The 18,954-nt window shown below is 71.8% G+C and carries 18 protein-coding genes; 6 read left to right on the top strand and 12 right to left on the bottom strand.

The features are described 5' to 3' along the window. The first annotated feature begins 98 nt into the window (after positions 1–98). Positions 99–1,052, top strand: coding sequence for a UDP-glucose 4-epimerase GalE (gene galE / locus HHX30_RS28495; RefSeq protein ID WP_169985379.1), 954 nt, complete (start codon positions 99–101; stop codon positions 1,050–1,052). Positions 1,053–1,081: 29 nt separating this feature from the next. Here the strand turns inward: galE and HHX30_RS28490 are convergent, their stop codons facing one another. Together HHX30_RS28490 and HHX30_RS28485 are read right to left on the bottom strand one after the other, a co-directional pair. Further along, positions 1,082–1,957, bottom strand: a complete 876-nt coding sequence (locus HHX30_RS28490) for a CARDB domain-containing protein (protein WP_169985377.1) — start codon at positions 1,955–1,957, stop codon at positions 1,082–1,084. A 130-nt stretch (positions 1,958–2,087) separates the two neighbouring features. Beyond that, positions 2,088–3,515, bottom strand: coding sequence for an MDR family MFS transporter (locus HHX30_RS28485; protein WP_249350531.1), 1,428 nt, complete (start codon positions 3,513–3,515; stop codon positions 2,088–2,090). A 55-nt stretch (positions 3,516–3,570) separates the two neighbouring features. Between HHX30_RS28485 and HHX30_RS28480 the strand changes: the two genes are divergently transcribed. Further along, the gene (locus HHX30_RS28480) at positions 3,571–4,107 is read left to right on the top strand and encodes a PadR family transcriptional regulator (RefSeq protein WP_169985373.1); all 537 of its coding nucleotides are present in this window, start codon (positions 3,571–3,573) and stop codon (positions 4,105–4,107) included. A 21-nt stretch (positions 4,108–4,128) separates the two neighbouring features. On the opposite strand, the gene HHX30_RS28475 is transcribed toward HHX30_RS28480, so the two are convergent. From HHX30_RS28475 to HHX30_RS28460, 4 genes are all read right to left on the bottom strand, one after another. Beyond that, positions 4,129–6,291, bottom strand: coding sequence for a protein kinase domain-containing protein (locus tag HHX30_RS28475; protein WP_169985371.1), 2,163 nt, complete (start codon positions 6,289–6,291; stop codon positions 4,129–4,131). 189 nt (positions 6,292–6,480) lie between these two features. Continuing rightward, entirely contained in the window at positions 6,481–7,698 is a 1,218-nt protein-coding gene (locus HHX30_RS28470; protein ID WP_169985369.1) for an NADP-dependent isocitrate dehydrogenase, read from the bottom strand. A 107-nt stretch (positions 7,699–7,805) separates the two neighbouring features. Further along, positions 7,806–8,090, bottom strand: coding sequence for a DUF3017 domain-containing protein (locus HHX30_RS28465; RefSeq protein WP_169985367.1), 285 nt, complete (start codon positions 8,088–8,090; stop codon positions 7,806–7,808). A 42-nt stretch (positions 8,091–8,132) separates the two neighbouring features. Next, positions 8,133–9,254 (bottom strand): citrate/2-methylcitrate synthase, encoded by a 1,122-nt coding sequence (locus HHX30_RS28460; protein ID WP_169985365.1) that lies wholly within the window; start codon positions 9,252–9,254, stop codon positions 8,133–8,135. 181 nt (positions 9,255–9,435) lie between these two features. Between HHX30_RS28460 and HHX30_RS28455 the strand changes: the two genes are divergently transcribed. Together HHX30_RS28455 and HHX30_RS28450 are read left to right on the top strand one after the other, a co-directional pair. Next, positions 9,436–10,098: an FHA domain-containing protein gene (locus tag HHX30_RS28455; RefSeq protein ID WP_169985363.1), complete on the top strand. Its 663-nt coding sequence runs from the start codon at positions 9,436–9,438 to the stop codon at positions 10,096–10,098. Between the two features lie 213 nt (positions 10,099–10,311). Continuing rightward, a complete protein-coding gene (locus HHX30_RS28450; RefSeq protein ID WP_169985361.1) occupies positions 10,312–10,986 on the top strand; it encodes a hypothetical protein in 675 nt (224 codons plus the stop codon). A 55-nt stretch (positions 10,987–11,041) separates the two neighbouring features. Here HHX30_RS28450 and HHX30_RS28445 read toward each other — a convergent pair whose 3' ends face one another. Further along, positions 11,042–12,880: a phosphatidylglycerol lysyltransferase domain-containing protein gene (locus HHX30_RS28445; RefSeq protein ID WP_211592643.1), complete on the bottom strand. Its 1,839-nt coding sequence runs from the start codon at positions 12,878–12,880 to the stop codon at positions 11,042–11,044. 258 nt (positions 12,881–13,138) lie between these two features. Between HHX30_RS28445 and HHX30_RS28440 the strand changes: the two genes are divergently transcribed. Beyond that, the gene (locus HHX30_RS28440) at positions 13,139–13,381 is read left to right on the top strand and encodes a hypothetical protein (protein WP_169985357.1); all 243 of its coding nucleotides are present in this window, start codon (positions 13,139–13,141) and stop codon (positions 13,379–13,381) included. Positions 13,382–13,479: 98 nt separating this feature from the next. On the opposite strand, the gene HHX30_RS28435 is transcribed toward HHX30_RS28440, so the two are convergent. From HHX30_RS28435 to purN, 4 genes are all read right to left on the bottom strand, one after another. Continuing rightward, positions 13,480–14,325, bottom strand: coding sequence for a bifunctional methylenetetrahydrofolate dehydrogenase/methenyltetrahydrofolate cyclohydrolase (locus HHX30_RS28435; RefSeq protein ID WP_169985355.1), 846 nt, complete (start codon positions 14,323–14,325; stop codon positions 13,480–13,482). A gap of 26 nt (positions 14,326–14,351) precedes the next feature. After that, positions 14,352–14,501, bottom strand: coding sequence for a hypothetical protein (locus HHX30_RS28430; protein WP_182908366.1), 150 nt, complete (start codon positions 14,499–14,501; stop codon positions 14,352–14,354). 141 nt (positions 14,502–14,642) lie between these two features. Then, positions 14,643–16,184: a bifunctional phosphoribosylaminoimidazolecarboxamide formyltransferase/IMP cyclohydrolase gene (gene purH / locus HHX30_RS28425; RefSeq protein ID WP_169985351.1), complete on the bottom strand. Its 1,542-nt coding sequence runs from the start codon at positions 16,182–16,184 to the stop codon at positions 14,643–14,645. Next, the gene (gene purN, locus HHX30_RS28420) at positions 16,181–16,837 is read right to left on the bottom strand and encodes a phosphoribosylglycinamide formyltransferase (RefSeq protein ID WP_169985461.1); all 657 of its coding nucleotides are present in this window, start codon (positions 16,835–16,837) and stop codon (positions 16,181–16,183) included. Before purN ends, purH begins: the two co-directional genes overlap by 4 nt. 167 nt (positions 16,838–17,004) lie before the next feature. Between purN and HHX30_RS28415 the strand changes: the two genes are divergently transcribed. Continuing rightward, positions 17,005–17,409 (top strand): hypothetical protein, encoded by a 405-nt coding sequence (locus tag HHX30_RS28415; RefSeq protein ID WP_169985349.1) that lies wholly within the window; start codon positions 17,005–17,007, stop codon positions 17,407–17,409. A gap of 58 nt (positions 17,410–17,467) precedes the next feature. On the opposite strand, the gene HHX30_RS28410 is transcribed toward HHX30_RS28415, so the two are convergent. Then, positions 17,468–18,946 carry a PucR family transcriptional regulator gene (locus HHX30_RS28410; RefSeq protein ID WP_169985347.1) on the bottom strand — a complete coding sequence of 493 codons (1,479 nt, stop codon included), beginning with the start codon at positions 18,944–18,946 and terminating at the stop codon, positions 17,468–17,470. Positions 18,947–18,954 lie beyond the last annotated feature (8 nt).

The following is an 18,954-nucleotide window of genomic DNA, read 5'->3' as shown; positions in this document are numbered from 1 at the left end:
GATTGCGGTACTGGTGGCATTTAACCCGCTCCTCATGGGAAGCGCGTAAGCTAGGGCCTGTACGTACATAATCCAACAAGCTCGAACAGGAGCAAACGGTGAAGCTGCTGGTTACTGGTGGAGCCGGATACATCGGCAGCGTCGTGGCGGCGCAGCTCCTTGAGGAGGGGCACCAGGTGACGGTGCTCGACGACCTGTCGACCGGGCACGCCGACGCGGTGCCGTCCGGAGCCTCGTTCGTGCAGGCGTCGATCACCGAGGCCGGCGGCGTGCTCGCCGACGGGTACGACGCCGTGCTGCACTTCGCGGCGAAGTCGCTGGTGGGCGAGTCGGTCGAGAAGCCGGGGCTGTACTGGTCGCACAACCTCGGCGGCACGCTGGCGCTGCTCGACGCGATGCGGCAAACCGGGGTGAACCGGATCGTGTTCTCCTCCACCGCCGCCACCTACGGCGAGCCGGAGCGCACGCCCATCCTGGAGACCGACCCGACCCGCCCGGGCAACCCCTACGGCGCGTCCAAGCTCGCCGTGGACACCGCGCTCACCGCCTTCGCCGGGCTGTACGGCCTGGGCGCGGTCAGCCTGCGTTACTTCAACGTGGCGGGAGCGTACGGCGGGTTCCGCGAGCGGCACACGGTCGAGACCCATCTGATCCCCAACGTCCTCAAGGTGGCGCTCGGCGAGCGCGAGTCGGTCGGCGTCTTCGGCACCGACTACCCCACGCCCGACGGCACCTGCGTCCGCGACTACGTCCACGTCGTCGACCTCGCCCGGGCGCACCTGCTCGCCCTGGACGCCTGCGCCCCCGGGGAGCACCGGATCTACAACCTCGGCAGCGGCACGGGCTTCTCGGTCAAGGAGGTCGTGGACGTCTGCCGCCAGGTGACCGGGCACCCCATCCCGACGACCGTCGCGCCGCGCCGTCCCGGCGACCCGGCCGTCCTGGTGGCGTCGTCGGAGAAGATCCAGCGGGAGCTGGGCTGGAAGCCGGTCCACACGACGCTGCGGGACATGGTCGCCGACGCCTGGACCGCCTGCGCGAAACCCGCCTGAGCCCCGATGGCGGCCTGCCCCGGCGGCGTTCAGGCGCGGCGCAGGGCCACCCGTACACTCGCCTTGTTGTTCGCCGGGCGGCGGTCGCCGTAGCGGCGTGAATAGACGGTGGCCATCGTGGCCACGGCGTGGGAGGCCCGGGACGGCACCCGGAAGACCAGTTCGAGCAGCCCGCGCGACCCCGACCTGATCGGCGGCAGCGAGCACCCCACGAACTGGCGGTTCCCCCGGCAGCGCCCGCCCCTCGCGGACTCCAGCCGGGCCTCGCGCGGCTGGAAGAACACGTACGCGTCCCGCACGACGCGCGGCCCGCGGTTGCGCACCTCCGCCCGTATGGAGAACCAGTGGCCCGGGCGGACGAACCGGGTCGAGGAGCGGAACCGCATCGCCAGGTCGGCCCCCTCGTCGACCCTGGTCACGGCCTCGGCCGTGTTGTCGGTCTCGTCCTGGTCGATCACCTCGGAGGTCAGGTCGGCCCGCGCCCGCAGCGGGCCGTGCGCGCCCGGCGCGATCACCCCTGTGATCGTCATGTCGCCCGAGCCGCCGGGCAGGACGTCGTCGGACGAGCGGCAGACGACCCGGTTGCGCGCCCCGCCGGGCTCGCACTCGGCCACGCCGACGTTGACGACCTGGAAGTCCCTGGGCAGCCGCACCCGCAGGGTCGGCAGCACGGCGTCCCCCGGCCCCTTGTTGTGCACGGTGACGTGGTAGGTCAACGGCTGCCCGGGCTGCGCCACCTTCGGCGAGGCGGTGATGCCGACCTCGAGGTCGGCCGTGCCCCACGGATTCTGCAACGGTTCCTTCACCGGCGCCGGCCGGGGCGCCTCTCCGGAGAAGGCGAGCGCCGGTTGCGGCGCTCCGGCGACGAACACACAGACCAAACCCGTGACGACCCTACGACCCACTGCCGCTCCCCCGAACGCTTGAGATCAATTCAACCGTGCCGGACGTGCCCCGCGCACCGTCCGACACGCCGCTCACGGCGCCGCTGAACTGGAGTCCCACGCCCGTGTCACGCCCGTCTCACTTCCCGTCTCACGCGGCGACGAGGTCCTGCTGGGGTGCGGGCCTGTCGAGGCGCACACCGCCCCGCGGCAGCAGCGCGAGCGCGAGGAGGGCGACGACCGCCCCCACGACCCCGAGCCAGGGGATGACGGTCGCGGTCGCGGCGGCGTGGGCCGCCGGAAGTCCGTGCGCCGGCGCCTCCCGCGTCACCACCGACGTGTACGCCGTGCCGGCGAGGGCCAGCGCGACCGAGCCGCCGATCTGCCGGAAGAAGGTCAGGTTCGCACTGGCCGTGCCGATGTACCGGGGCGGCACGGCCGACTGGATCGCCACGGTGAGTCCGGACAGCATGGGCCCCATCCCGAGCCCGATCAGTGCCATCCAGGCGACGAGCATCGGGGTCGAGGTGCCGACCGCGAGGTTCGCGCACAGCGCCGTGCCCGCGACCAGGAAGAACGGCGCGATCACCAGCCACGGCTTGTAGCGGCGCGTACGCGAGATCAGGGCGCCGGTGACCGCGCTGCCCACGACCATCGCCAGCATCAGCGGGTAGATGTGCAGCCCGGAGGAGGTGGCGCTCAGGCCGTGCGCCTCCTGGAAGTAGCGCGGCAGGAACACCACCCCGGCGTACATGCAGAACGCCGTGAAGAACGACGCGACGTTGACCAGCGAGTACGTGCCGTTCGCGAACAGGTGGAGCGGCACGATCGGCTCGGCGGCCCGCCGCTCGACGAAGACGAACACCACGAGCAGCGCCAGCGACGCGCCGATCGGCCCGGCGACCGGCCCGCTCGTCCAGGTGTGGCCGTCGACCCCCTTCTCGGTCAGGCCGACGAGCAGCGCGCTGATCGCGGCGCTGAAGACGGCGATGCCCAGGTAGTCGGGCCGCGCCCCGCCGTGCCCCGGCCGGTACGGCAGCCGCCACACGATGATGGCCACCAGGACGGCACCGATCGGGACGTTCACGTAGAAGGCCCAGCGCCAGCTCGCGTGGTCGGTGAACAGCCCGCCGAGGAACGGGCCGGCGATGTAACTCAGCGCCATCACGCCGCCGAGCGCGCCCTGCACCCGCCCGCTGCGCTCCGGCGGGAACAGGTCGATCACCAGCGCCAGCGACAGCGGCAGCAGCGCGCCCGCGCCGAGCCCCTGCACGCCGCGGAAGGCGATGAGCTGCCCCATGCTCTGCGCCGCCCCGGACAGGATCGAGCCGAGCAGGAACAGGACCACCCCGATCAGCAGGAGCGGCTTACGCCCGTACGCGTCGGACAGCCGGCCGTACAGCGGGACCGTGACGGTCGAGGTGAGGAGATAGGCGGTCACGACCCAGGTGTACAGGCCGGTGCCGCCCAGCTCGGCGGTGATCCTCGGCAGCGCGGTGCCGACGATCGTCTGATCGAGCATCGCCAGGAACATGCCGCCGAGCACGGCGAACAGAAGGAGTCCGTTTCTGGATCGCATATGTCGAAGGTGACATGTAAGACTAGACATGTCAACTCAGATATATAGTGGGGGCATGTCCCTGCGCATCGCTCTACTCGGTCTTCTGACGGCATACGGCTCGGCGAGCGGCTACGACCTGACCAAGGCGTTCGAGAAGTCGGTGGCCCATGTCTGGCAGGCCGGGCACAGCCAGATCTATCCCGAGCTGGCGAAGATGACCGCGGACGGGCTGGTGACGGTCGAGGCGGAGGGCGCACGGGGACGCAAGATCTACGCGATCACGCCGGAGGGCCGCGCGGAGCTGCGTGCCTGGCTGGTCGGGCACGACCCCACGGGTCCGGCCCGCAACGAGGTCGCGCTCCAGGCGTTCCTGCTCCCGCTGCTCGACCCCGGGGAGGCGCTGGCCGTCCTGGAGCGGCTGAAGGCGTACGTGGAGCACAAGCTGGCCGAGCTGGAGGCCCTCTGGGCGGTCAAGCGCGCGTCGCCCGTCCCCGAGGGGGCGACCGGCGTCAGGTTCGGCAACCTCGCCCTGGACCTCGGCATCCGGCAGACCCGCACGACCCTCGAGTGGGCGAACCACGCCATCGCCGCGATCGGGCGCCGGGCCTGACTCCCCCGCCGGGCGGAGGGCTCAGCGACAGGCGAGCGTGGGCGGCGCGTCCCGCTCGGGGTCGAAGTCGACGTTGCCGAAGTGCTTACGCAGCAGGCCGCGCATCGTGCCGTCGTCGTACATACGGCTGATCGCGTCCGCCACGGCCTTACAGGTGCGCACGTCCTTCCTGGGCAGGCCGACGGCGTAGCGCTGGTCGGTCAGCCGCAGGCCGAGCACCGACAGCTTCAGGCTCGCCACCCGGTTGCCAAAGCCGGCGATGATCAGGTCGTCGCCGGGGACCGCGTCGACCTCGCCTCGCGTCAGCAGGTTCATGCACTCGGCGTAGTCGCCCACCGGGACCTGCTCGACCTCCGCCTTGTCCGCGACGAGCCGGGCGATGCTGCTGCCGTTGGGCGCGCACATCCGGCGTCCGGCCAGATCCTCCAGCTTCTTGATGCGCGAGCCGGCGAGCACGAGCAGGTCGGCGTGGGCCGTGTAGTACGGCCCGGCGAAGGTGACGGCGTCGCCGCGGTTGTCGTCGTAGGAGTAGGTCGCGATGACCATGTCCACGGTGCCGTCGGCCAGCGCCCGCACCCGGTCCCCGACGCCCACCCTGCGGAAGGTGATCCCCTTCGCGGGGACCTTGAGGCTTCTGGCGATGGACGTGGCGACGTCCACGTCGAACCCGCTGAACCCGTTCGACTGCTGCAGGGCGACCCCGGGCACGTCTCCCCGCACGCCGATCGTCAGCCGCCTGGTCTTCAGCGCCTTCTCGTACACCGAGGCGTACGTCGTGCTCGGGCGCGGGGATCGCGACGTGACGGCGGCGTCGCCGGTGCCGCTCTCCGCGGGCGCGCCGCCGAACGCGAAACCGGTCCTGGCGGCCAGGATCGCGCCCGCTGCGGCCACGACGGCGAGCGCGGCCGCGATCGCACCGATGAGAGGGCCCTTCCGGCGGCGCCACGCCGGCCCGGCTTCGGCTGGCCCGACTTCTCCTGGCCCGGCTTCTACTGGGGCGCTGCCCGCCATGCCGAGCCCGGCCGGCCTCGGGTCGGTGGGGCCGGGAGACGGGCGGAACGCCGGGGACGCCCCGGTCGGCACGTCGTTCCCGGTGCTGCCCGCCTGTCCCGCTGTCCCGGTCCACGCGCCGGCGCCGGTCCACGCGGCGTTCCCGGCCGGTGCGCCACTGCCGGTTCGTACGCCGCCGGGCGGCAGGGAGCCCGCGCCGGTTCCGGCCGGTGCGCCGCTCCCACTTCGTACGCCGCCGGGCGGCAGCGGGCCCGCGCCGGTCGCCGGGACGCGGCCCGGACCCGTGCGCGCGAACCGTGTGGCGTCCGGGTCGGCCGCGTGCGCGGCCCCCTCCGACAGCACGACCGCCGACGCGTCGCCCGACGCCGCACGGCCCAGCAGGCTCAGCAGGATCTGGTCGGCCGTCGGCCGCTCGTCCGGCGACTTGCGCAGGCACGCCCGGACCACCCCGCCGAGAGGCTCGGGCAGCATGCGGGTGTCGATGTCGTGGTTGAGGATGCGGTTGAGCACGACCGCGATCGAGGTCCCGCCGAACACGACGTCCCCGGTCGCGGCGTACGCGATCGTGGCGGCCCAGGAGAACACGTCGGCCGGGGGCCCGACCTTGCCGCCGGAGATCTGTTCGGGCGCCATGTACGCCGGCGTGCCGATCGCCCGGCTGGTGATCGTGGCGGTCGAGTCGAGGATGCGGGCGATGCCGAAGTCCACCACCCGGGGGCCGTCGACGGCCAGCAGCACGTTGTCCGGTTTGAAGTCGCGGTGGACGATGCCCGCCTGGTGGATCGCGGTGAGGGCGGTGGCCGTGCCGACCGCCAGGCGCTCCAGGCCCGAGCCGGTCAGCGGCCCGTCCGCCTCGACGGTCTCGCGCAGCGACCGCCCGTCGATGAACTCGCTCGCGATGTACGGCGTGTCGCCCTCCAGGTCGGCCGCCAGCACCCGGGCGGTGCAGAAGCTCGCCACCCGCTGGGCGGCGCGCAGTTCCCGCGCGAAGCGGGACCTGGCGGTCGCGTCACCGGAGAACTTGACGTGCAGCAGCTTGACCGCCGCCCGTCCGCCGGCCTGGTCCTGGCCGTGGTAGACCACGCCCTGCCCGCCCTCGCCCAGACGGCCGGACAGCACGAAGGGACCGAGCCTGGTCGGATCCCCCGGTTGTAGCGGCGCGATCTGCGGCATCCCCGTTCCCCACGATTCGGCAAACTACCGGCCAGCAGAACTTTACGGCCCCGGCGCGACGGTTCCGCGGCCTGATACCGCGCCGTGACGTCAGGAAGTCGTGACAAAGCGGCGAGCGGTCCGTACCCGAAGGTAACGGGAAAGGGGCCGCCCGGAACGACTCCGGACGGCCCCGCCGACGAAGCGGCGTTACTGCGCCATCTTCTTCTTGAGGTTCTCGTCGAGCGCCGCGAGGAAGTCCTGCGTGGTCAGCCACTCGGCGTCGCCGCCGACCAGGAGCGCGAGGTCCTTGGTCATCTGGCCGCCCTCGACGGTCTCGACGCAGACCTGCTCCAGCTTCTCGGCGAAGTCGATGACCTCGGGCTGGTTGTCGAGCTTGCCGCGGTGCTGCAGGCCACGGGTCCACGCGAAGATCGAGGCGATCGGGTTGGTGGAGGTCGGCTTGCCCTGCTGGTGCTGACGGTAGTGCCGGGTCACCGTGCCGTGCGCCGCCTCGGCCTCGACGGTGCGGCCGTCGGGGGTCATGAGCACGCTGGTCATGAGGCCGAGCGAGCCGAAGCCCTGCGCCACCGTGTCCGACTGGACGTCGCCGTCGTAGTTCTTGCAGGCCCACACGTACCCGCCCTCCCACTTCAGGGAGGCGGCCACCATGTCGTCGATCAGGCGGTGCTCGTAGATGATCCCGGCGGCCTCGAAGTCGGCCTTGAACTCGGTCTCGTAGACCTCGGCGAAGATGTCCTTGAACCGGCCGTCGTACGCCTTGAGGATCGTGTTCTTGGTCGACAGGTAGACCGGGTAGCCGCGGTTGAGGCCGTACCGCATCGAGGCGCGGGCGAAGTCGCGGATCGACTCGTCCAGGTTGTACATCGCCAGGGCGACGCCGGAGCCGGGGAAGTCGAAGACGTTGAGCTCGATCGGCTCGCTGCCGTCCTTCGGCGTGAACGTCAGCGTCAGCGTGCCCTCGCCGGGAATCTTCAGGTCGGTGGCGCGGTACTGGTCGCCGAAGGCGTGACGGCCGACGACGATCGGCTTGGTCCAGCCGGGCACGAGCCGCGGGATGTTCGACATGATGATCGGCTCGCGGAAGATGACACCGCCGAGGATGTTGCGGATGGTCCCGTTCGGGGACTTCCACATCTTCTTCAGGCCGAACTCCTCGACCCGGGCCTCGTCCGGCGTGATGGTCGCGCACTTCACGCCCACGCCGTGCTGCTTGATGGCGTTGGCGGCGTCGATCGTGACCTGGTCGTCGGTGGCGTCGCGGTGCTCAATGCCGAGGTCGTAGTACTTCAGGTCGACGTCGAGGTAGGGAAGGATCAGCTGGTCCTTGATGAACTGCCAGATGATCCGGGTCATCTCGTCGCCGTCGAGCTCGACGACCGGGCCCGCTACCTTGATCTTGGGCATGCGTGGGGTTCCCCTTCTGAATTAACTGGCCAGCACGTCCTTTTTGAGGCTCACTGGCCGTTGAGGCTATCGGACGGGTGTGGTAAGTCCGCGACGAGGTCGTGTCCCTACGAGTCGTGCAGCCGCAGCAGCATGAGCAGCGAGCCGATGACGAGCGCCGCGCCGAACGCCGCCAGTGTGAGCGCGTCCACCCGCCTGCCGCGCACCGCGAGCGCGCCCGCCCGGCGTTCGGCGACCGTCACCCGGATCAGGGATCCGAAGAGAAAGCCGAATCCCATGATCGCACCACCCGCGGGCGCCGGCGCACCCAGGCCGATCGCGCCCAGCCCGGCGGCGGCTCCCGCCGCCACCAGCAGCCACGGCCCCCAGGCCGTGCTCTCACTCGTTCTCACGTCTCTCCCAAGCCTGCCACTGCGGTCCTCGGCGCCTCCCTGTCACCGCTCGTCGATGGGCGCCCACTTCCGGTCGTGCTCGCCGATGTACTCGCTGTCCGGCCGGATCAGCCGGTTGTCGGCGTGCTGCTCGATCACGTGGGCGGTCCACCCGGACATCCGGCTGACCGAGAACACGGGCGTGAACAGGTCCGTCGGGATGCCGAGATAGTGGTAGACGGTCGCCGCGTAGAAGTCCACGTTCGGGTACAGGTGCTTGTCCGCGAAGACGACCTCCTCCATCTCCCGGGACATCCGGTAGTAGGTGTCGTCGCCCGAGGCCTCGGCCAGCTCCTGCGACATCCGCCGCAGGTGCGTCGCCCGGGGGTCCTCGGTCTTGTAGACGCGGTGCCCGAATCCCATGATCTTCTCGCCCGCCGCCAGCCTGTCCCGCACGGCCTGGGCGACGCCGCGTGGGTCCAGCGCTTCCAGCGTACGCATGACCTGCTCGTTCGCACCTCCGTGGAGGGGGCCCTTGAGCGTGCCGATGGCCGCGACGATCGCCGAGTGCATGTCGGACAGCGTCGCGGCGCAGACACGGGCGGCGAAGGTGGAGGCGTTCATCGTGTGGTCGGCGTGCAGCACCAGACAGGTGTCGAAGATCTCGACCTCGCGCCGCTCGGGGCGGCGGCCGGTGATCTGCAGCAGGAAGTTCGCGGCCGTGCTCAGCTCGGGATCGGGCTCCGGCTTGTCCGCTCCCGTCCTGGCCGCGTGGTAGCGGGCGACGAGGACGGGCTGCTGGGCCGTGAGCCTGGCGGCCTTGCGGCGGTTGGCGTCGGCGGCGTTGGAATCCTTGTCCGGGTCGTCGGCGCCGGCCAGCGAGACCAGCGTGCGCAGCGCCTCCATGGGCGCCTGTTTCGCCGCGATTTCGGAGATGTCGCTCTCGACGAGCGCGCCCAGGGTGCGGCCTGCGACCAGTTCCGCGCCGTAACCGGCGAGCTGCTCGCGGGTCGGCAGAGTGCCGCGCTGGAGCAGGTGGGCCACCTCTTCGAACGTCGCGCGGCCGGCCAGGTCGTGGATGTCGTATCCCCGGTAGAAGAGACGACCGGCTTTGCCGTCGATGTCGCTGATCGCTGTGGATGCGGCGACGACATCGGCGAGGCCTTTGGTGGGCTTGTCCGCCATAGGTGTTTCCTCCGCTTATCTCCGTGCGAAGTCTACCCGTGAGCAGGTAAACCACCTCTCAAAGGTCCAGACCAATTTCGGGATTGATTCTGCTCGCGGCAAAGGCGATTCCCCCTCGCCACGGGTGGGTAAGCCGCAGCTATAGGGAAAGTAACGGCGGGCTACCTGGGGAGGAACTGCCGTGGAGGGGCCGTTCATACGGATCGAGGACAGCGGCGAGGTGGTGCCGCTGCGCCCCGACGTCACCACGATCGGCCGCGGCCGGGGCGTGGACATCCGGCTGACGGATCCGAGCGTGTCACGGCTGCACGCCGAATTCGTCCGTCGCGGGCCCTACCTGTACGTGGTGGACCTGGGCCTGTCCCGCAACGGCACACGGGTGAACGGCAGGCCGATCGCCAGAAGGGTTCTGGACGACGGCGACGTCGTCTCCTTCGGGGCCGCCCGGGCCCGGGTCGGCGGGATCCCGCGGGAGGACCTCGCCCCCGAGGTCGAGCTGCGCCGCGCCGCCGCGCCGGAGCTCACCCGCCGGGAGGTCGACGTGCTCACGTCGCTGTGCCGCCCCGCGCTGTCCGACGAGGCGTTCGTCGCGCCCGCGACGGCCCGGGAGATCGCCGACGACCTCGTGGTGACCGAGGCGGCGGTCAAGCAGCACCTGCTGCGGCTGTACCAGAAGTTCCGCATCCCGGAGGGCACCAACCGGCGCACCCGGCTCGCCAACGAGGTCGTCGCCCTCGGCCTGGTGCGGCCCACGCCGGTCGTGCCGCCGCAGCGGGCCGGCGGACCGGCCGAGCCGGAACCACAGCCGCAGCCGCGGACCCCGGCGGGCCGCCGGGCGTCCTGAAGCCGCGCCACACCCGCCGCCGGAGGGTGGAAGCCGTCCCACCCCCGGCTGCGGCTGGAGCGTTCCCACGGCCCGCGCCGACGTACGGCCGCGGGTCCGGCCTCGCGTGTCCAGCCGCCCGGGCCCATATGAGCGTGGCGGCATAACGTGCCGAACAAAAAGCGCGAAACCGCCGTCGAACGGAACGTCGACCGATTGGCGAGGGGGCGCGCGATGCGCAAAGTTCTGGTGTCCTTGGCGGCGGCCGCGGCGGTGACCGCGACCGCCACCGTGACAGGTATGGGGCAGGCGAGTGCGGCGGTGACCGGGAACGGTGCGGGGCGGATGGACGCCGCCCAGGCGGCGTCGGCGGCACCGGCGAAGCTGCCCAAGGGGTTCCTGCTGGACGAGGCCAAGGTGAACGGTCCGCGCAGGCCGTGGGAGCACCTGAAGCTCACCGACAGCCTGACGAAGCCCCTCGAGGTGAACCCGTGCGGCCACCGGGCCGCCCACGACGGGCGCGGCGCGAGCCGTACGTTCACCTACCTGGCGGAGACCGTCTACCGGAGCGAGCAGGTCGTGCTCTACCCGTCGGAGCGGGCCGCGAAGGCGGCGATGCGATCCGTACGGGACGACCTGGCCAGGTGCGGCACGGGAGGCCGCGGCCACGACCGCTACTCCTACCGCTGGAAGAGCACCGGCATCGGCGACGAGGCCCTCCGGGTCGGCGGCTTCTTCTTCGAGAACCGGTCCCGCTCGGTCATCGTCCGCAGGGGCAGCGCGGTGGCGGTCTACGTCAGGACCGGCCTGGTGACCAAGAGCCTCCCGGTCTCCCAGTTCCGCCCACTGATCAAGGACGCCCGTACGATGGCCGCCAAGCTCTGCGACCTTCCCGGCGTCTGCCGGTAGGCCCGGCGGCCGTGCACCGGACGGGCGCCGGCGGTTCCCGCCGCGGCGGGTGGGGTCACGCCGTTCTGCGGCTCTCCGGCGCGCCGTCCGGGCCGCCGTTCCCGCCGACGACAGCGTCGGAGAGGGGGCGGGGAACGGGAGTCTGCCGCCGGCGGCGCCGGAGCAGGCCGCCCGCCCGCCGGAGGCCCGGCGACGTGAGGAACGCCTCCGCCCGGAGCGCGGCGACGCCGATGCGCGGCAGATCCCGGGCGGCCGGGTAGACCAGGAACCGCGGCTCCCACACGGGCCGGAACTTGGCGTTGAAGCGGTACAACGACTCGATCTGGAACCAGCGGGACAGGAAGACGAGGACGCCGCGCCAGGCGCGCAGCACCGGTCCCGCCCCCAGTCGCTCCCCCCGCGCCAGCGCGGAGCGGAACATCGCGAAGTTCAGCGACACCCTGGTCACGCCGAAATCCGGTGCGGCCTGCAGGGCCCGCACGATCAGCAGTTCGTTGAGCCCGGGGTCCGCCTCGCGGTCGCGCCGCATGAGGTCGAGGGAGATGCCGTCGGCTCCCCAGGGCACGAAATGCAGGACGGCCCGGATGTCCCCGTCCGGCGTCTGTTCGCCCTCCGGCGTGGCCACCCGGTGGGCCGTGACCACCAGGCAGCCGGCGTCGGCGGGGTCGCCGAACCGGCCGAGCGCCATCGAGAAGCCCCGCTCGGTCTCGGTGCCGCGCCAGAGGTCGGCCGCGTCGCCGATGTGCTCGCGCTCCGCCTCGCTCAGGTCCCCGGCGCGCCGCACTCGGCAGGTGTAGCCGAGGCGCTCCACCCGCTTGACCATCTGACGCACGTTGCGCAGGTCCCGGCCTTCCAGGGTGAAGCCGGCCACGTCCACGACGGCCTCGTCCCCGATCTCCAGCGCGTCGAGGTCGCCCTCCCTCGTCCACGCCTGGCCACCCGCCTCGCCGCATCCGATGACGGCGGGAACCCACGCGTGCCGCCTGGCCTCCTCCAGAAACCGCCTGATCGCGCCGGGCCAGGCCTCCGGGTCGCCGATCGGGTCGCCGCCGGCCAGCATCACCCCCGCGACGACGCGGTAGGCGACGGCGGCCTTGCCGCTGGGCGAGAAGATCACGCTCTTGTCCCTGCGGAGCGCGAAGTATCCGAGCGAGTCCTGCCGGCCGTACCGGTCGAGCAGGGCGCGCAGGCGCCGTTCGTCGTCCTCGCTGAGCGCCGCGACCGGCCGTTCCGGCCGCAGGGCCAGGTAGATCGTGGTGACGGCGGTGAGCGCGCCGAGCCCGGCGAGCGAGAAGTAGACGAGGTCGCCGGTGCGCTCGGACGTGAACACGACCGGCCCCTCCAGGCCGAACAGACCGAGCACGACGTGCCGGATCTGGTCGCCGAAGCTCGGCCGGCCGACGACCGTGCGGTGATGTGACGCGACGAGGATCCACCCGATCGCGACGTCGAACGCGCCGAGCGCCAGCAGGTTCCACAGCGCCCGCCAGCGTGAGCGCGGATCGGACAGGGCGTAGAACTCCCCTCTGCCGGCGACCAGCACCGCGAACAGGAGCAGCGACACCGACGCGGCGACCGGATGCCGCCAGCGTAGCCCCTCGATCGCGGCGTCCACCGGCAGCAGCACCACCACGGCGCGCCAGGCCCGCGCCTTACGCCGCCTGAGTGCGTGGGCGAGCATGATCAACAGGATTCCGACCAGCAGCGACGCCGTCTCGGCGAGCGTCGTGACGGCGCCCGGCAGGACGCTCGCGATCACGCCGATCCTGCTCGCGCGCAGGCCCGGCGCCAGGCCCCTGACGATGTCCAGGATGCCGATCAGCAGCGCGGCCCAGGCCGCCAGCCCCGGGACCCGAGACCGCAGAGAATGCGCGTTCCGCGTCCGATAGCTCACACACAGTGACGATATGTCATAGTTTGCCGGGTCAGCAGCCGGGATTCCGATCCTTGGACCGGGCTTGACGCGGACCGACGGCATACGCCGCGCGTTCTTCTCCGGGTCGGCTCTTCTCTGGGTCGGCTCTTCTCCGGGTCGACGGCCGATGCGCCGAGGAGAGGAGGTGCCGGCGCCGCGGAATCCTCCCGGCGGCGGACCCGAGATCAAGGACAGCTTTGACGACCGTGCGGGGGCGCCGTTCCTACTGTTCGATCCATGATTTCCACTACGAACGCGTTCCGCCGCGCGGCCGCGGGTGCCGCTCTCGTCCTGTCCGCTCTCGCCGTCCCCGCCACCACCGCGCACGCGGCGACACCGCCGGCCTCCGCCGCTTCCACCACCGCGTCGGCCGTCTACGGCCCCTATTCGGACCTGCGCTACTGCGTGCCCCAGACGAAGGTGTACGCGGGCTCGTACTGCTTCCTGCGGAACGGCCGCTGGTACCTCTACGTCCCGTGATCGGCGGACTCGGCCCGGCCGTCGCCCCGCGGCGAGGAGCCGCGGAAGGACCGGCCGGGCGGGTCCGGTGGATCACGCTCCGCCGAAAAATCCGTGAATCAGCGCTGTTCGGCGGCCTCGACGACGTTGGCCAGCAGCATGGCCCGGGTCATCGGCCCCACCCCGCCGGGGTTGGGGGCGACGAAGCCCGCGACCTCGCGTACGTCGGGGGCGACGTCGCCGGTGAGCTTCCCGTCGACCCTGGAGACGCCCACGTCGAGCACGGCCGCGCCGGGCTTGACCATCTCGGCGGTCACGAGGTGGGGCACCCCGGCCGCCGCGACGACGATGTCCGCCCGGCGCACGTGGGAGGCCAGGTCCTGGGTGCCGGTGTGGCAGAGCGTCACGGTGGCGTTCTCCGTCCGGCGGGTGAGGAGCAGGCCCAGCGGCCGGCCCACCGTGATGCCCCGGCCGACCACGACGACCTCGGCGCCCTTGAGCGGCACGCCGTACTCCTGGAGGAGGACCACGATGCCGCGCGGGGTGCACGGCAGCGGGGCCTCGACCATGTGCACGAGCCTGCCCAGGTTGACGGGGTGGAGACCGTCCGCGTCCTTGGCCGGGTCCATGCGCTCGATGAGCGCCTGGGTGTCCAGGTGACGCGGCAGCGGCAGCTGGACGATGTAGCCCGTGCAGGCGGGATCGGCGTTCAGCTCGTCGACCGCGGCCTCCACGTCCGCCTGGGTGGCGCTTTCCGGCAGGTCCTTGCGGATGGAGGTGATGCCGACCTCCGCGCAGTCGCGGTGCTTGCCCCCGACGTAGATTTGGCTGCCGGGGTCGTCGCCGACCAGGATCGTGCCCAGACCGGGGGTGATTCCCCGGGCCGCCAGGGCCTTCACCCGCTCCGCCAGTTCACTCTTGATCTTGGCGGCGGTCGCCTTGCCGTCCAGAACCAGCGCGGTCATGGCACTTCCCGTCCCTTCCAGGTGCGTTACTGTCCCCCCTCGCGGCGCTCGATGATCCGCCGGGTGAAGGGGATGAACTCCACGATCCGCCAGCCGAAGTAGGCGGCCAGGGCGGCGATGGGCAGCAGCGCGATGGGGCTGTTCCACATGCCGTTCATCGTCGCGAAGGAGCTCATGATCATATCAAGGGGCATGGAGGGGCTCCGTGGAGAGGGTGGGGTGAGCGCTTCAGGCTAACCGCCCCAAAGGGGTGATCGTGCCGTTTTCGCCCCATCCATCCCAGTGGCCGCCCCTCCCTGGCGGTACGTCCGGACTTATCAGTGGAAGAAGTGCCGGGTCCCGGTGAAGTAGAGCGTGATGCCCGCCTCCTTGGCCGCCTCGATGACCGCGTCGTCGCGGATCGAGCCGCCCGGCTCGACGATCGCCTTCACCCCGGCCTCGGCCAGCACCTGCAGGCCGTCCGGGAACGGGAAGTACGCGTCGGAGGCGCCGACCGACCCGGTCGCGCGCTCACCCGCCCGGGACACCGCCAGCCGGGCCGAGTCGACCCGGTTGACCTGGCCCATGCCGACGCCGACGGTCGCGCCGCCGGAGGCCAGCAGGATGGCGTTGGACTTCACCGAACGGCAGGCCCGCCAGGCGAAGGCCAGGTCGGCGAGCACCTCGGGCGAGGCCGCCTCGCCGGCCCTGAGCTCCCATGTGGAGGGGTCGTCGCCGGGCGCGTCCACCCGGTCGACCGTCTGCACGAGCAGGCCGCCGTCGACGCGGCGATACTCGGCGGCGTTCGACGGCCCCTGCGGGCAGGCGAGCAGGCGGATGTTCTTCTTCTCCCTGAGCGCCTCGAGCGCGTCCGCCGCGAACGACGGCGCGACCACCACCTCGGTGAAGATCGGCGCGATCTGCTCGGCCAGCGCGCGGGTCACCTCGCGATTCACCGCGATCACTCCGCCGTACGCGGAGACCGGGTCGCACTCGTGCGCCTTGCGGTGCGCCTCGGCCACGTCGGCGCCCACCGCGATGCCGCAGGGGTTGGCGTGCTTGATGATGGCCACGCACGGCTCGTCGAAGTCCCAGGCGGCCCGCCAGGCCGCGTCGGCGTCGACGTAGTTGTTGTAGGACATCTCCTTGCCGTGGAGCTGCTCGGCGTTGGCCAGGCCGTCCTCGCCGCCGGTGTAGAGGGCCGCTCCCTGGTGCGGGTTCTCGCCGTACCGCAGCGCGGCCTTGCGCTTCCACGCCGCGCCCATGAAGGACGGCCAGTCGCCCTCGGACGCGTACACGTTCGCGAACCAGGACGCGACCGCGACGTCGTAGGCGGCGGTGTGCGCGTACGCCGCGGCGGCCAGCCTCCTGCGCTCGGTCAGCGTGAAGCCGCCCTCGGCGACCGCGGCCAGGACCTCGCCGTACGCCGCGGGATCGACGACCACGGCCACCGTGCCGTGGTTCTTGGCGGCGGCGCGGATCATCGCGGGACCGCCGATGTCGATCTGCTCGACGCATTCGGCGTCGGAGGCGCCGGAGGCGACCGTGGCGGCGAAGGGGTACAGGTTCACCACCGCGAGCTGGAACGCCTCGATCTCCAGCTCCTCCAGCTGCTTGACGTGGGAGGGGTTGGCGCCGTCGGCGAGCAGCCCGGCGTGGACCCGCGGGTGGAGGGTCTTGACCCGTCCGTCCAGGCACTCGGGGAATCCGGTGAGCGACTCCACCTTCGTGACCGGCACGCCGTAGGAGGCGATCGCGGCGGCGGTGCCGCCGGTCGACACGATCTCCACGCCCGCGGCCTCGAGCCCCCGCGCCAGGTCTTCGAGACCCGTCTTGTCGTAAACGGTGATCAGCGCACGGCGGATGGCGATGCGGGTCACTTCGTCGTCCTTCCTGGTGTCGGGCCGTGTCCGGCCTCTCCTGCGACTCGTCCCGGCCCAAGGCGGACGGTCCGCCCGGTCAGGGTCCAGCCCTCGCGGGCCATGCGGCCCACCGTCTCGACGAGGAGGCCGCGCTCGACGCCCTTGATGCGTTCGTGCAGCGACTCCTCGTCGTCTCCCTCCCGTACGGTCACCGCCTCCTGGGCGATCACCGGGCCGGTGTCCACGCCCGCGTCGACGAGGTGGACCGTGCAGCCGGTGACGCGGACGCCGTACGCGAGGGCGTCACGCACCGCGTGCGCACCGGGGAAGGCGGGCAGCAGCGCCGGGTGGGTGTTGACGACCGGGAACGCGCCCAGCACGCGAGGGCCGAGGATCTTCATGAACCCGGCGGAGACCACCAGGTCGGGCTTGTGCTCGGCGATGCGCTCGGCCAGACTCTCGTCCCACCTCTCCCGGTCGGGATGGTCGCCCACCCTCTCGACGAACGTGGGGACGCCGGCACGCTCGGCCCGGATCAGGCCCTCGATGCCGGTACGGTCGGCCCCGACGGCCACGACGGTCGCGCCGAACGCGTCGTCTGCCGCCGCGTCCAGCAACGCTTGCAGGTTGGTCCCCGAACCCGAGACGAGGACGACGAGCCGGAACGACAGGACGGAACTCCTTCGTGAGCTGCCTTCGTTTTGCAGGTGATTGCCGGGAGATGGTTCCTTAGAGAGTGGTCGAGCGTGGAGGGCCGTCCCTCAACGCAGCTAAAGCGTATCGGGCGCCGGCCATCACGACTGACGACGGGCTATGCGGAACGCGAGGCGAGGAGACCGTGACTACACCCCTAGAGACGCCGGCCCCTGCGACCGGAGGGCGCAGGGCTCTGGTCCTCGCCCTCATGGCGCTGGTGTTCACGCTGATGCTGCCGGCCGCCGGGCTGGCGCTGTCGATTTTCGCGATCGTCATCGCGATCCGCGACCTGCGCCTGCTGAACCGGGCACGACGCGGGATCGGGATGGCGACCGGAGCCGTCGTGCTCTCGTCACTCGCGTTCGTCCTCGGGCTGGTGACGACGGGATTCCAGCTCTACTTCTCCGACGAGCTCAACGCCTACACCGAGTGCCGCAAGGGCGCGGGGACGGTGACGGCCCAGCAGGAGTGCTCCGACCAGCTCATGCGGGCGTTCGAGCGCAAGCTCGGGGTGGCCTGGCCCGCCGGCGTCCCCGCCCCCGCCTGACGCGACAGGTCCTGCCGGGCCGTCGCCGGCCCGGATCCGGCGCCGTAGGTCGCACCCTCTAGGACGGTGCGTCGCCGAGCTGGAGCGCCTGGAGCGCGAGCCAGGCTATGACGCGGTCCTCGGTCACGGAGACGGACAGCCCGGTAAGCTCCTCCACCCGCGCCATACGCTGGCGCAGCGTGTGCCGGTGGATGCCGAGCTGCGAGGACGCCGCTTCCCAGCTGCTGTTCTCGCTCAGGAAGACCCGCAGCGAGCGGAGCAGGACCAGGGTGGAGTCGTTCTCCAGCAGCGGCAGGAGTGGCGAGGTGAGCGCCCCGCGCGCGGCCGCATCGAGGTGCTGGAGGATCAGCCGCTGGGTCGGCAGCCCGGCGAACTCGACCACGGGCCGGGCGTCCGCCACGGCCACCGCGAGCGCCTGCTCGGCCTGCCGCCGGCTGAGCAGGCCGGAGACCTGCGGCTGAGGAGCGCCGATGCCGCACCGCGCCGGGACGCCCTCCCGCTCGACCGCGTCGGACACCCGCGCGGTCCACCGGCCCAGCTCGTCCTCCGGCAGCAACACGGTGACCACTGACGACTCCGAGCTGACCAGCGGAGGCAGATCCAGCTCCGCGCACCACTCCAGCACGTTGTCCTCCAGCGGGACGGCACGCGACCGCGAGCGCAGCAGCGCGACGGCGACGTTCCCGGCGAGGAGATTCCAGCGGGCCGACACCCGTGCGACGAGCGCGGGGTCGCCCGACATCAGCGCGTCCACCGCGTCGGCCCGGGCCAGACCCCACGTGTCGCCACCGCTCAAGGGGTTGAGGGCGAGATCGAGCAGGAGCGCGGCATGCTGCGCCAGCTTCCGGGTCAGCGTGATCCGGTCCGGGCGGGGCGCGACCACCAGGTGGGCACGGGGCCGGACCGGGTCGCCCACGCCGTACACGGTCAGGGCGGGGTGCCGGATGCGGGAGCGCTGGCCGAGCGCCGCGGCCCGGGCGTCGTCGATGTGCACCCGTGCGGCGCCCACGGCCGCGTGGATCTTCCCGTGCCGGTCCAGCAGCACGGCCCAGCTCTCGATGCGCGCGGCGAGCGTCGCCACGACCCCCTGCGCCCCGGCGCTGCGCGCCACCATCGTCATGCTGGAGACGCCCTCGGCGATCAGCCGCGCCTCCGCGGCTCCGGTCCGCAGCAGGTCGGCGTTGACGTGGTAGGTGATGTCCTGGAACGCCACGGCGCCGGGGATCTCCAGCACGGCCATACCGTGCTTCCCGGCGCCTTCGACCAGCGCCGGCGGGACGGACGGGTGGCGCACCCCGATGCCGAAGCCGAGCGCGGCCACCCCCGCCCCGGCCAGCCTCGCCGCGTACGCCTCCAGGTCGCCGGCCCTGTCCAGCTCCAGGCCAAGGGTGAGGATCATCTCGCCGCCGCGCAGCCAGGGCGTCGGATCGGCCAGCTCGGATATGTGCGTCCAGCGGATGGGGCGGTCCAGGCCCGTCGTCCCCGTCGGCACGCGCAGCCGGAAGCGCTGCGCGATGTCGCCCGCCGTCTCCAGCACCCGGCATC

Source organism: Microbispora sp. H10836, from assembly GCF_012999525.1.
Taxonomy (GTDB): domain Bacteria; phylum Actinomycetota; class Actinomycetes; order Streptosporangiales; family Streptosporangiaceae; genus Microbispora.
Note: the sequence above shows the minus strand (reverse complement) of the source record. Positions and strands in the feature narration are given on the sequence as shown.

Bases quoted from the DNA above. Each gene is read 5' to 3' on its own strand.
- HHX30_RS28460 (WP_169985365.1), bottom strand. From the start codon at position 9,254: ATGGCGGACAAGCCCACCAAAGGCCTCGCCGATGTCGTCGCCGCATCC.
- HHX30_RS28435 (WP_169985355.1), bottom strand. From the start codon at position 14,325: ATGACCGCGCTGGTTCTGGACGGCAAGGCGACCGCCGCCAAGATCAAG.
- HHX30_RS28440 (WP_169985357.1), top strand. From the start codon at position 13,139: ATGATTTCCACTACGAACGCGTTCCGCCGCGCGGCCGCGGGTGCCGCT.
- HHX30_RS28485 (WP_249350531.1), bottom strand. From the start codon at position 3,515: ATGCGATCCAGAAACGGACTCCTTCTGTTCGCCGTGCTCGGCGGCATG.
- HHX30_RS28430 (WP_182908366.1), bottom strand. From the start codon at position 14,501: ATGAGCTCCTTCGCGACGATGAACGGCATGTGGAACAGCCCCATCGCG.
- HHX30_RS28450 (WP_169985361.1), top strand. From the start codon at position 10,312: ATGCGCAAAGTTCTGGTGTCCTTGGCGGCGGCCGCGGCGGTGACCGCG.
- HHX30_RS28475 (WP_169985371.1), bottom strand. From the start codon at position 6,291: ATGCCGCAGATCGCGCCGCTACAACCGGGGGATCCGACCAGGCTCGGT.
- HHX30_RS28480 (WP_169985373.1), top strand. From the start codon at position 3,571: ATGTCCCTGCGCATCGCTCTACTCGGTCTTCTGACGGCATACGGCTCG.
- HHX30_RS28470 (WP_169985369.1), bottom strand. From the start codon at position 7,698: ATGCCCAAGATCAAGGTAGCGGGCCCGGTCGTCGAGCTCGACGGCGAC.